11 protein-coding genes, 1 tRNA gene and 2 rRNA genes (1 of these 14 running past the window's edge) are annotated in these 12579 nt (G+C 61.0%); 3 read left to right on the forward strand and 11 right to left on the reverse strand.

Annotated features, from left to right (window positions below; all coding sequences use genetic code 11):
* From ACR3EK_RS01140 to ACR3EK_RS01150, 3 genes are all read left to right on the forward strand, one after another.
* A 23S ribosomal RNA gene (locus tag ACR3EK_RS01140) occupies positions 1–1145 on the forward strand (it extends 1682 nt beyond the left edge of the window).
* Positions 1146–1399: 254 nt separating this feature from the next.
* Positions 1400–1514: ribosomal RNA gene (gene rrf / locus ACR3EK_RS01145) — 5S ribosomal RNA — on the forward strand.
* Positions 1515–1601: 87 nt separating this feature from the next.
* Positions 1602–1678: transfer RNA gene (locus ACR3EK_RS01150), tRNA-Met, on the forward strand.
* Positions 1679–1904: 226 nt separating this feature from the next.
* Here ACR3EK_RS01150 and ACR3EK_RS01155 read toward each other — a convergent pair.
* From ACR3EK_RS01155 to ACR3EK_RS01205, 11 genes are all read right to left on the reverse strand, one after another.
* Positions 1905–2600 carry an RraA family protein gene (locus ACR3EK_RS01155; RefSeq protein ID WP_480632473.1) on the reverse strand — a complete coding sequence of 232 codons (696 nt, stop codon included), beginning with the start codon at positions 2598–2600 and terminating at the stop codon, positions 1905–1907.
* On the reverse strand, positions 2597–3292 hold the full coding sequence (locus ACR3EK_RS01160; protein ID WP_480632474.1) for an alpha/beta fold hydrolase: 696 nt from the start codon (positions 3290–3292) through the stop codon (positions 2597–2599). The genes ACR3EK_RS01155 and ACR3EK_RS01160 overlap by 4 nt, the downstream gene beginning before the upstream one ends.
* Positions 3289–4416 carry a cobalamin-independent methionine synthase II family protein gene (locus tag ACR3EK_RS01165; protein WP_480632475.1) on the reverse strand — a complete coding sequence of 376 codons (1128 nt, stop codon included), beginning with the start codon at positions 4414–4416 and terminating at the stop codon, positions 3289–3291. Before ACR3EK_RS01165 ends, ACR3EK_RS01160 begins: the two co-directional genes overlap by 4 nt.
* Positions 4417–4433: 17 nt before the next feature.
* On the reverse strand, positions 4434–5402 hold the full coding sequence (locus ACR3EK_RS01170; protein WP_480632476.1) for a cupin domain-containing protein: 969 nt from the start codon (positions 5400–5402) through the stop codon (positions 4434–4436).
* 179 nt (positions 5403–5581) lie between these two features.
* Positions 5582–6571 carry a nuclear transport factor 2 family protein gene (locus tag ACR3EK_RS01175; protein WP_480632477.1) on the reverse strand — a complete coding sequence of 330 codons (990 nt, stop codon included), beginning with the start codon at positions 6569–6571 and terminating at the stop codon, positions 5582–5584.
* Positions 6568–7626: a LacI family DNA-binding transcriptional regulator gene (locus ACR3EK_RS01180; RefSeq protein WP_254430021.1), complete on the reverse strand. Its 1059-nt coding sequence runs from the start codon at positions 7624–7626 to the stop codon at positions 6568–6570. The genes ACR3EK_RS01175 and ACR3EK_RS01180 overlap by 4 nt, the downstream gene beginning before the upstream one ends.
* Positions 7611–8375: an SDR family NAD(P)-dependent oxidoreductase gene (locus tag ACR3EK_RS01185; protein ID WP_170453935.1), complete on the reverse strand. Its 765-nt coding sequence runs from the start codon at positions 8373–8375 to the stop codon at positions 7611–7613. Before ACR3EK_RS01185 ends, ACR3EK_RS01180 begins: the two co-directional genes overlap by 16 nt.
* Positions 8375–9427, reverse strand: coding sequence for an ester cyclase (locus tag ACR3EK_RS01190; protein ID WP_480632478.1), 1053 nt, complete (start codon positions 9425–9427; stop codon positions 8375–8377). The genes ACR3EK_RS01185 and ACR3EK_RS01190 overlap by 1 nt, the downstream gene beginning before the upstream one ends.
* Positions 9424–10752, reverse strand: a complete 1329-nt coding sequence (gene hisD / locus ACR3EK_RS01195; RefSeq protein WP_260066236.1) for a histidinol dehydrogenase — start codon at positions 10750–10752, stop codon at positions 9424–9426. The genes ACR3EK_RS01190 and hisD overlap by 4 nt, the downstream gene beginning before the upstream one ends.
* 11 nt (positions 10753–10763) lie before the next feature.
* Positions 10764–11294 (reverse strand): ester cyclase, encoded by a 531-nt coding sequence (locus ACR3EK_RS01200; protein WP_170343348.1) that lies wholly within the window; start codon positions 11292–11294, stop codon positions 10764–10766.
* 130 nt (positions 11295–11424) lie between these two features.
* Complete coding sequence (locus tag ACR3EK_RS01205) at positions 11425–12579, reverse strand: carbohydrate ABC transporter permease (protein WP_170361381.1); 1155 nt, start codon at positions 12577–12579, stop codon at positions 11425–11427.

A 12579-nucleotide genomic window follows, 5' to 3' on the forward strand; every position in this document is an offset into this window, starting at 1 on the left:
TAGGCAACTAGGGGCTGGGGGCACAAACCAGGGGGTGGCGACTGTTTATTAAAAACACAGGGCTCTGCGAAGTCGCAAGACGACGTATAGGGTCTGACGCCTGCCCGGTGCCTGAAGGTTAAAAGGAGAGGTGAGAGCCTTGAATTGAAGCCCAGGTAAACGGCGGCCGTAACTATAACGGTCCTAAGGTAGCGAAATTCCTTGTCGGGTAAGTTCCGACCTGCACGAATGGCGTAACGACTTCCCCGCTGTCTCCAACATCGACTCAGCGAAATTGAATTGCCTGTCAAGATGCAGGCTTCCCGCGGTTAGACGGAAAGACCCCGTGCACCTTTACTACAGCTTCGCACTGGCATCAGGACTGCAATGTGCAGGATAGGTGGTAGGCTTCGAAGCAGGGACGCCAGTTCCTGTGGAGCCTCCCTTGAGATACCACCCTTTGCATTCTTGATGTCTAACCGCGGTCCGTTATCCGGATCCGGGACCCTGCGTGGCGGGTAGTTTGACTGGGGCGGTCGCCTCCTAAAGCGTAACGGAGGCGCGCGAAGGTTGGCTCAGAGCGGTCGGAAATCGCTCGTTGAGTGCAATGGCAGAAGCCAGCCTGACTGCGAGACTGACAAGTCGAGCAGAGTCGAAAGACGGCCATAGTGATCCGGTGGTCCCGAGTGGAAGGGCCATCGCTCAACGGATAAAAGGTACGCCGGGGATAACAGGCTGATACTGCCCAAGAGTCCATATCGACGGCAGTGTTTGGCACCTCGATGTCGGCTCATCTCATCCTGGGGCTGGAGCAGGTCCCAAGGGTACGGCTGTTCGCCGTTTAAAGAGGTACGTGAGCTGGGTTTAGAACGTCGTGAGACAGTTCGGTCCCTATCTGCCGTGGGTGTAGGAGACTTGAGAGGAGTTGCCCCTAGTACGAGAGGACCGGGGTGAACGATCCACTGGTGGACCTGTTGTCGTGCCAACGGCAGTGCAGGGTAGCTATGATCGGACAGGATAACCGCTGAAGGCATCTAAGCGGGAAGCCCCCCTCAAAACAAGGTCTCCCTGAGGGCCGTGGAAGACCACCACGTCAATAGGCCGGAGATGTAAGCGCAGCAATGCGTTCAGTTGACCGGTACTAATCGCCCGATAGGCTTGATTTGATCCAGTAACAGAAAGACAAAGCTCACCGCCTCAAGTAGCGAAGCGGTAGGCGATCAAACAAGACCAGAAGCATACACTGACCTTGAGTTGGACAATTACGTCGCTTTTGCTACGCAAATAGCGACGGTGTTGATTGATGTGAAACCCCGCAAGGGGTGACACAACCGTGCGGGAACGCGCATTCGCAAGCGAATACGCCGCCTCCCGCGCTTCGCCTTTTGCAAAGCAAAAGAGCGACGGGGATTTTCCTCGGTTTGGTGGTCATAGCGCAAGTGAAACACCCGGTCCCATCCCGAACCCGGAAGTTAAGCACTGCAGCGCCAATGGTACTTGGGCTCAAGCCCCGGGAGAGTAGGTCACCGCCAAACCTAGAAAAATCCCCCCCTCTCTAAAACGATCAAAAAACACGACCAGGTCTCAAACAGCCAAATAGGCAACAGACCAACCCAAAGTGTCGCGGGATGGAGCAGCCCGGTAGCTCGTCAGGCTCATAACCTGAAGGTCGCAGGTTCAAATCCTGCTCCCGCAACCAAATCCACAAAATCAAAACACCAAACGAGCCGCCCAAGGGCGGCTTTGCTCGTTTTCCACCGCTCGTTCAGCACCAACCCAACAATCGCCGACAAAACAAAAGGAAAGATAGGCGCAAAACGCGCAATCGAAGTTCCCAAGACTTAGGCGAAGTTCCCAAGACTTAGGCTAAGACCGACCAACCAACCGCTGACCCAGGTCAGCGATCGGTCAGACTAAGTGCACCCTTAAACGCGCGCTTTTTCAAATGCGGCCCAAGCGACTTTAAATTTCTCGAAATTGAAGCCGGGTTCAGAAGCCGCGCTCAGAATTATTCGTTCGGTTTCAAAGAGTTTCAGAATGGCGTGTTCGAGCTGATCGATCAGATCGGCGGGCACGACAACAGCACCATGCCGGTCCGCATGGATGAGATCTGATGGATTGACCGTCAGGCCGAAGATCGAAACAGGCGTGTCGATTTCTCGGACGTGAACGAAACCATGGCTGGGTCCGATAGAACCGGCGATGACCGGGAATCCTTGCGGCATGTCACCAAGGTCCCGCATGACCCCGTTGGTGAGCGCGCCGGCCATTCCGAACCCTTTGTGTACAGACGTATTGATTTCGCCCCAATAGGCGCCGATGCAGGAGGGGAAATCGACATCCTCAACCACTGCAACTGAGGGAGCCGGGGCCTCGGCCATGTATCTGTAATAGTCCATTCGCCGCTGCCTGATGACTTCTGGCGCTTCAGAGGGCGGCTGCACCGCAGCGATCTTGGCGGTGCGGGCAAATCCGACGATTGCGCCCTCGGACGGGGCCGAGCAGAACACTGTACCACGCGTGAACTGATCAAACCCGCGCTTGCCTTGGGCCATCTCGATGGCGTTGCAGACTGTGGGTGTGTCGACCTTGCGCAGCAAGGCAAGTAGGGACGGTGTCATGGAGCCTCCAACCAACGGCGCAACGCCGCTGTGGTTTCTTGGGGTCGCTCGAGGGTGGGCAAGTGTCCCGCACCGATTACGACCTCCAGCGTGCTGTTTCCGATAAGCTTGTGCATCAGTTCGTGCCGCTCCAACGGACATAGCCTGTCATCCTCGCCGCATAGAACGAGGCTTGGACCTTGATAAGCGGATAAGGTGTCTGTTTGATCCGGACGGCCCATGAGGGCGATGGACTGGCGAAGGAAGACCTCGGGGCCCAGATCGGTTGCCATGGCCATGCAAAGGTCAAGAATTGCGCCCTGCCGAGGGCCATCGGCCAGATAGTTCGGCTTCAACTCGTCACGCATGACCTGCCGCAATCCACCTTTGCGCACGGCCTCCATCTGCGGACCGCGCCGGGTTTTGACCTCGTTTGCTTCGGCCAGCGGGTTCGTGTCCAGGAGTGCCAGCCGTTCAACACGTTCTGGCGCCTGGCGCAGTACTTCCATGGCAACGATCCCGCCCATGGAAAGCCCCGCAAGGGCAAATACCGGCGGTGCATGGCTCAGTACATCGGCCGCCATTGCCTCGACGCTGTCCTGGGCGCTCAGCGGGTGGGTCATCAGCGGCACCCGTCCGGAAAGGGCTTCGATTTGCGGCCCGAACAGTCGGGCATCGCACATCATTCCGGGAAGAAGAACCAGAGGCGTCATGCCGATGCCAATCTGGCACCTTCGGCCAGGGAGGCCAGCTTGGCATAGGCGATGTCGGGGTCGACCGCCCCGAAGCCGGCAAAAGTGCCAAACCCGCAGTCACTCCCGGCGATGACCCGATCCGGCCCGACGATGTTGGTGAACCGCTCGATGCGTTGCCGCACCAGCTCGGGGTGTTCGATGAAATTCGTTGTCGTGTCTACGACGCCGGGCACAAGGATCTTGTCGTCCGGAATTTCGCTCTTGCGATCCCGGAAGACGGTCCACTCATGGGCGTGGCGCGGGTTCGACGTTTCGAACAGAACATAGCGGGATTTGGTTGCCATCAGGGTCGTGAATACCTGATCCATCGCAATGTCGCAGCAATGCGGGCCTTCGTAGTTGCCCCAGCAGATATGCACCCGGACCCGATCCTGCGGGACATTCTGCAGCGCGTGGTTCAGGGCTTCGACATGCATCTCGGCGATCGAGATGAATTCGGCATCGGAAAGATCAGCGAACAGCATGTGCCGGGACAGGGCCAGATCGGGGCAGTCCAACTGAAGATCCAGTCCCGACGCAACGATCGTTTCATATTCCTGCTTCATCGCATCGGCGAGCGCGGCCAAATAGGCCTCGCGGCTGGGGTAGTGGGCGTTCTGCAGAAACAGAGAAATCACCCCGGGCGAGGCGGCGTTCATGAAGCCACGTTCGACTCCGTTCTCAGCCATTGCCTGCTTGAGGTTGCGGATATCCTTGTTCAGTTCGTCCTGGCCTTTCGAGCGAACGTCGCCCGTGCATTGCGGCCGGGCGTATTGGGGTGTGCCCCCTTCGTTGGCAAGATGTTGCAAAAAGCTGGGAAACATCTTCAGGTCCGCGGGGGCATTCCGTGGACTGTCCCCTGAGAAGCCTGTGTAGCGGTCCTTTACGTATGTCGCGTACGAGATTTTTGAGGTCTCTCCGTCGCTGACGATGTCGACACCGGCCTCGACCTGACGCCGAACCGTTTCAGACACGGCCTTGGTCATGCAACTGTCGAACGCATCGGCGTCATAGGGCTCATGCCGCTCGCGCGCAAAGATGAAGTCGACAACTTCCTGGGATCGGGGCAGAGACCCCACATGGGTGGTAAGTATCTTTGTCATGCGGGGTCCTTTCTTGATCAGTCGCCGGTCCAAGTTGCGCCAGCAGGATCGTCGGTCGCGGTGATGCGGTACAACCCGGCCGTTCCGGTCATGGATGGAGTGATGGTATAGGCTTCGCCGGGCAGCACCAGAACCGTATCCCCGCCCGAAATCGTGGTTTCGACATCCTCGACAGTTACCCGCCAATGGCCGCTTGCCGGCATCAGCACGACGGGCTTGGCCGATTTGGTGGGGTCTTGAACACCTGAGCCACGGGTCAGGAAGTCGACCTCAAAGCCGGGCTTGTCCTTGATCAGACCGTTTTCACCGATCACCTTGGCGGGTTTGTCGGCCGCCAGCGCCATCAGGTCCCAGTAGCGGGCCACGTATTTGCCTATCACGGCCTCGACCGGCACTTCGGGATAGGATTCCAGCTGCTCGTCGGTCAGCAAGGGCATGGGCCGGACGTTATGCGGGAGGTCCTGGCCCTTCTTGCTGTCGTAGAGCACGCCGTTGTCACCCAGCATCAACCCATGCGCCCGGGCGTCTTCAATAACCTGAGGTGCCCAGGTTACGCCGCCGCCGGCATCGTCACCGCCCAGAATGGACATGATCATCCCGTAGTCGTCGCCCACGTTCTCGAACCCGCGGAAAATGCCGGTGGGAATGTTGAAGATGTCACCTTCCTCGGCAATGAACTCGCCCGCCGTACCATAGCGACCCCAGAAAAATCGCCAGCGGCCCTTGGCGACAAAAAAGACCTCGGCCGTCGTATGGCTGTGCAGCGAGTTGCGGCATTTGGGCGGCTGGCCGGCGGCCCCGATATTGAAGCCGATCTTGTCGGTAATATGAACGTGCTGATCCGGCGACTCCGAAACACCGCCGCCGATGATGGTAAAGTTCTCTTTCTGATCGCTGCCCGGCGTGTGGGCATCAATGAAGGCCGTCTTGCACGGCTTGAGCTCTCCATAACGGACGATGCGTGATGCGATGGTTGATTGTGTCATGGTACTGGTTCCGGATTATGCGTTTGAGGGAATGGTCGGCAGATGCTCGATCACGTTCCCGGAGGCCGCAAATTCAGGCGGCGCGCTCGAAGGCTTTGCCGGAATAGGTGAAAGCGCCGGCTTGCACCGGTCTCGCGCAGGCCACAGGCCAGAACACGATATTCGACCGGAGCGAGCATTCAGACCTCTGTGCCCTGCAGAAGGATCTGCTTCCAGACCGAGGTTTCATCAAACAGGGTGTATTCGCGGCGCAGCTTGGGCTGGCCACTGATCAGTTCACCGAATTCGGCATGGCTGATGCCCAGAACATAGACCTGCGCTCCGGTGGGGGCTCCAAACACCCCCCAGCCGTCATGCTTGCCCCACAGGCTCCAGCGCAGTGCGGCACGGGGTGGCATGTTGGGATCGTCGCGGCCGATCTGGTGCTCGATGCGGAACTCGGCGTTGGGGAAGCTGGCCCGCAATCCCATCCAGAACCGGTCGACCGGGTCCCAACCGTGTCCGGTGACCCCGCCGACATATTCCGACTGCACCGCACGGTCGTATTCAGCCCCGATCGCTCCCATGTCGGCGTTCATGATCCGGGTCAGAATATCGGCATAGCGCTGGCCCCATTCATTGTCGTTGCCTCGACCCTTGTAAGGGCCGGGCTGGTCGATCTCGGGCGTCAGAGGTTTCACGCAGTTTTCCGGCCCGCCCTCGCGAGCGATCAGATCGACTGCGTATTCCTTGGGGTCCCAGCCCATCTGGCGCACGATAGCCCCCTGATCGCGGATCAGCCATTCATCGTTGATCTGATTGTCGACCGCATGGCAATCGGCCAGAATCCGGTACCGCAGCTTGGTTCCGGTTGGTTTGCCATAGACACCTTCGGCAAGGTGCGTGGCGGTCGAGATAATGCGGTGGGAACTCAGCATCCCCTCTTCGGGCGTGCCTGACCAGATCACGTCTTCGCCCAGAAGCTGCCGGTCGGGAAATTCGGCCAGGGTCGCCATCGTCGCGCCAATGACGTTTTGATTGCCCAGCACGACTGAACCCGGTGAACGGACAACGATGTCGTCGCTGTAATATTCATGCAGCGTGGCGATCCTGCGATCTTCCCAGATTTCCTTGGTGATGCCGATGATATAGTCGGGAAAATCCCGGAATTTGGGGTCAAATCCCTTCATGTGTTCGTCCTTTTCGGGTTCCATCCCTTGGGCAACCGGGCCGAGGTTCGTACGATCAGCGGTCCGTCAATTGCCACCTTGCGGGGTTCAGAAGTCTTGGGCTCTTCGATGTGATCCAGCAGCGCGGCAACCGTTTCCGCGACCATCAGGTTCGCCCGCTGCCGAATCGTCGTCAGATTGTATGCGGGCCATCCGGCAGGGGGCACATCGTCATACCCCACGACCGAGACATCTTCGGGGATGCGCAGGCCCAGCTCAAAGCGTAGAACATCCATGACCGCCAAAGCCATGTGATCGTTGGCGACGAAAACCGCGTCAGGTCGGCGCTCCGGTGCCACGTCGAACATGGTTCGGGCCGCCGCACGGGCATTTTCGGTGTGAAACTCGCCGATCCCATGTGCAAAAAGATCGCTTCCGGCATCGCGCAGTGCGGCAAGGAAACCAGCCTCGCGGTCGCGCTGGGTCGAGGCGCCCTGCCAGCCTGCGATGTAGCCGATGCGCTGGTGCCCGCCCGCCAGCAAAAACTCGGCTACCTTGCGGCCGCCGGCATAGTTGTCCGAGGTTACTGTGGTAATGCCCTCGATATCCTGACTGCGGTTGAACAGCACCACCGGAACGCCCGCCTGCTGGCAGCGCGTGGCGATGTCCGACGACATCGGCACCGAGGCCAGAATGACCCCGTCCACCTGATAGTCGAGGATTTCCTCCATCACGTCGTCGATGTTTCCGGCCGAGCGCGAAGCCATGAAGATCAGCACGTGATAGCCATGCTCCTGCAGGCGGTTGGACAGTTTCTCCAACGCTTCGGGATAGAAGTAGTTGTCCAGATAGCCGACCACCAGGCCGATGATCCGGCTTTTGCCCGACACCATCGCCCGCGCCAGCACGTTGGGACGATAGCCCAGTTCGGCCGCCGCCTTGCGTACCTTTTCCTCGGTCTTCTTGCTGACCGAGGCGCCGGGCGTGAACACCCGACTGACCGCCGACTGGCTGACGCCGGCCAGTTGCGCGACCTGAAGCGATGTGACCTTGTCCGCCATCAGTCCGCCGTCCATCCGCCGTCGATCAGCATCGACGTGCCGGTGACCAGCCCCGAGGCGTCGGAGGCAAGATAGAGGACCGCGCCCATGATATCCTCGACCTCGCCCACGCGGTTCAGCTTGATCTTGTCCATGATCCAGGCTGCACGTTCGGGGTTGTCGAAAGTCGACTGCGTCAGCGGGGTTCGGATGAAAGTCGGGCAGACCGTGTTGATGCGCACGCCCTGCTTGCCCCATTCGATCGCCATCGCCTTGACCATGCCTTCCAGCCCGTGCTTGGTCGCACAGTACAGCGCCCGGTCGATGCCGCCGACATGGCCCATCTGGCTGGAGATATGGATAATCGAACCGGGCCGCCCGGCCGCCATCAGCGCCTTGGCCGCGTAGGCCGACAGGAAATAGGCCGAGCGCAGGTTGACACTCGTGACCGCGTCGAAATCCTCGGGCGCGGTTTCGACCGCCGGCCCGTGCCGCGCGGTCCCGGCCGAGTTCACCACCACGTCAAAGACCCGGCCGTTAAACAGCGCATGCAACGCGGTCAGGTCGCCCTGATCCAGCACCCGCCCCTCGGCCGACCAGCCCTGCGCCTGCAGGGCGGACACCGCTTCGTTCAACCGCTCGGCCCCGCGCGCGGCGCAGACCACATGCGCCCCGGCCTCGGCCAGGGCGACAGCACAGCCCAATCCGATACCCGAAGACGCGCCGGTGACCAACGCGGTCTTGCCGCTCAGCGAGAACGAAGGGGTGCGGGGCAGTTGGGTCATCAGCTCATTCCATCCGGGATTTCAATGCGGCCCAGGTTCCGGGCCTTGTTGAATTCCCGCAGGCGGGCAAAGACGTCAACGCCAAGCTGCGCATAGGCGTCCAAAAGATCGACCAGAACCCAGTTTTCGCGGATCCGTCCGTTCTCCAGCCGCCAGAAATCGAGGCTGCGCATGGTGATCCGCTTGCCCGAAGGCGCGATGCCCATCCACCCGTCATGGGTGACGGTCTGGATCATGTTGGGCCAGCCGGTCACTGCCGCGTATTCGCCATCGCCGAAGAAATGATAGGTGATGTCATCGACATATTGCCCGCGATCCGGCATCCCGTTCAGGAACGGGATCTGGTGCCAGTTGCGGAACCCGGCATAGCCGCGCCCGGTGCCGATGCCCGAAGGCCCGTACCAGTTCATGCGCGGATGCCAGAACCGCTCCATCTCCATCACCTCGGGCCCGCCCTGCGAGGGGTGCTTTTTCAGATGTTCCAGCATGTCTATGATGTGCTGGCAGGTGGCGCGGCCCTGGTCGGCGTCATACGGCCCCGGCACCAGACCGTCCTGCGTGGCCGGGCCCGGAACATGCCATTCGCGGCCCAGGCTGGGCGCCATCGGCCAGGCACGGGCCTGCATCATCACCTCGGGGATGTCCCACAGGGCCTGCATCTCGACGATCCGGCCGTTCTCGAACCGGTAGAACTCGTGAAACCGCATGGTGACCTGGTGGCCGGTGGGCGGGATGTCCAGCCACGGACCGGTGAAGGTGCCGGTGTAGTAGCCGCCGCAGCCGACCCAGTCGGCGTCGAACTCGTCCGGCCCGGCCATCACGATATAGTCGCGCCGTTCGAGGTCCGGCCAAGCATCCAGCAGGCCTTTGTAGGCCCGATCGTAGAACGCCTCGCTGCCGGTGCTGTCACCGAAGGGGTGGCACAGGCGGAACAGGGCGTCGGGCGCGGTCACATGGGCCAGAGCGGCCCGAACGCCGGATTCGTCGAAATCATACATTGCCGCCCGAAGCGGCGCGATCAGCGCCTTGTGCTGCGTATGCCTGTCACTCATTCGGCGGCATCCCGGTATGGGGCCGGTGCGCCATAAGGCACGTTGATGCCGCCATAGCGGCGCACCCGCACGTTGCATTGTTCAGCATGGCCCACGAACCCTTCCAGCAGACACAGGCGCGAGCCGTACTCGCCGATCAGAGTTGCCGCCTCGTCGGTCAGAATCTTCTGATAGCTGTGGGTCTTCAGGAATTTGCCCACCCACAACCCGCCGGTATAACGCCCGGCCTTCTTGGTGGGCAGCGTGTGGTTGGTCCCGATCACCTTGTCACCATTCGATACGTTGGTGCGCGGCCCCAGGAACAGCGCGCCATAGCAGGTCATGTTCTCCAGAAACCAGTCATCGCGGTCGGTCATTACCTGAACATGCTCCGAGGCGATCTCGTCGGCGACCTGCAGCATCTCGTCATAGCTGTCGCACAGGATCACCTCGCCATAATCCTCCCAGCTGACCCGCGCGGTGTCGGCCGTCGGCAGGATGCCCAGCAAGCGGTCGATCTCGGACAGGGTCTCTTCGGCCAGCTTGCGCGAATTGGTGACCAGAACCGCGGGCGAGTTATAGCCGTGTTCGGCCTGCCCCAGCAGGTCGGTGGCACAGATCTCGGCATCGACGGTTTCGTCGGCGATCACCATGGTCTCGGTCGGGCCGGCGAACAGGTCGATGCCGACGCGGCCGAACAGCTGGCGCTTGGCCTCGGCCACGAAGGCGTTGCCGGGGCCAACCAGCATGTGCACCGGGTCGATCGTTTCGGTCCCCAGAGCCATGGCGCCGATCGCCTGGATGCCGCCCATGACATAGATCTCGTGCGCGCCGCCCAAATGCATGGCGGCGATCACCGCTGGATTCGGCTTACCCTGGAACGGAGGGGTGCAGGCGATGATGCGCGGCACACCCGCAACGCTGGCCGTGGCCACGGACATATGGGCCGAGGCCACCATCGGAAACTTGCCGCCGGGCACATAGCAGCCCACCGACTGCACGGGGATGTTCTTGTGGCCCAGGATCACACCCGGCAGGGTCTCGACCTCGATATCGGTCATCGAGGCACGTTGCGCGCGGGCAAAGTTCATCACCTGCTCCTGCGCGAACTTGATGTCGGCCAGCTCGCGGTCTGACAGCTGAGCGATCAGGTCGTCGATCTCGTCCTGCGACAGGCGGAACGAGGCGGGCGAATAGTTGTCGAACTTCTCGCTCAGCTCGCGCACCGCGGCGTCGCCACGGGTTTCGATATCCTTCAGGGTCGCCTCGACCACGGCGCGGGTCTTGGCGTCATCCTCGGCCCGGTCTGCGTCGGACTTGCCGCGTTTGAGATACTCGATTGCCATTGTCTTGATCCTCAGTTGTCGGGGCGGGGCGGAGTTTTCTCTCCCCGGTCATATGCTTCCCAGCCGTGGCCCTGGAACAGGTCGACGCCCAGCTGCGCGGCGACATGGGCGAAATCAACGTTCACCCAGTTGTCGACGATCTTGCCGTCGACCACTTTCCAGAAATCCATGTAGCGGATCTCGACCCGCTTGCCGGTGGGCGGGATGCCCAGGAATTCGCCCGAATGGGTCGCCTCCTGCCGGCCGAAGGCCGCGGCCCATTCACCCATGTAAAGCCGCGCCTCGTCGATGCAGACCTTGTCGGAAAACGCGGCCTGGAAGGGGCGCTGCCAGTTGTCCTGAAACTCTTGCAGACCGTTCTTCGTGCCGCAGCCCTGGTTGCCCATCCAGCGGAATCCTTCGGCGAAGAACTCGCCGATGTCGTTGATGCGGTGGTCATTCAGGCCGTCGACCATGGATTCGATCACGCGGCGCGTGTCTTCGGTCTTGGTCAGGTCAGTGTCGCGGGTCAGAACCGCTTGTTCAGGTCGGGAACCTTTCATCGTCTTGTCCTTGTCAGGTTGTCAGGGATTGGGGATCGGGGGGACATGCCCCCAAATCCGGGAAAATCCCTGGGCAACCTGTTCAGCGCCGGATGGCGCGTCAGGGCGTTATGGCGGAACCGGCGGCTCATCAGCCTTTGACCGCGCCGGCGGTCAGGCCGCTGACGATCTGGCGTTGGAAGATCATGACCAGGAAGAACAGAGGCGCGGTGATCGACACGGCGGCGGCCACGGCGACGACCTGGTCGGTGGTGGTGGTTTCGCGGTTGAACATGCCGGCGATGGCCGGAACCATGGTCTGGTTCTGCGCGTCCAGCAGCAGCGAGGTCACCAGAAAGTCGTTGTAGGCCAGCAGGAAGCTGAACAGACCGGTGGTGATGACGCCCGGCCACATCACGGGCATGATCACCCGACGGAAGGCCTGGAAGTGGTTGCAGCCATCCACGCGCGCGGCTTCGTCCAGCTCGGCCGGGATGTTTTGGAAGAACGACCGCAGCATCCAGATGGTAAAGGGCTGGTTGATCGCCACCAGAACCGCGATCACGGCAAAGGGCTTGCCGTACAGCGTGGGCGCGTTTTCCCCCAGGATCGGGCGCAGCCATTCGGCCGAGTTGATGAAGACGGGCAGATAGCCCGCCACCAGAACCGAGTGCGGCAGCGCGCGAAACACCAACGCGACAATCAGGATCCAGAACGCCAGCGTCGAGCCCGACCGCGCCAGCCCATAACCCGCCAGCGTGCCCACGGTCAGCGACACGGTCACGACGCCCGCGGTAACGATCAGCGAGTTCTTGAAGTTGTTGGAAAAGCCGCGGTCGATCCAGACGGTCTTGTAGTGCTCGGTCGTCAGACCAACCACGTCCCGCCCCAGCGGGCCGAACAGTGGGTTCAACACGTTCAGAACGGCCGGCAAGATCACGAAAAACACCAACAGAAAACCCATCACCAAAGCCAAACCGCCGATGATCCAGCCGAACCAGGCCTGACCCGGCTTGGTGTAGGTTCTGACCATCGAGGGCAGTGTCTTGGTCGTCGCAATCACCGCGACCCAAATGGTGACGATGCCGAGGATGATGTCGAGGATGGAAAGGCCTTCCCCGGTCGCAAGAGTCGCTGGACCGAAGATCACGTTCAGCGCGTTGCTGTCGAATGCGTCCACGGGTGATTTGAAGCTCATCACCGCGATCCAGAAGATCGGGAAGGCCGCCACGAGGCACCAGAACGCCAGAAACAGGTTCGACGACAGGCGCAGGCCGAGCGGTTGGCGAAGGGCGCGCGAGGACAT

The organism is Ruegeria sp. BC8, assembly GCF_056535705.1.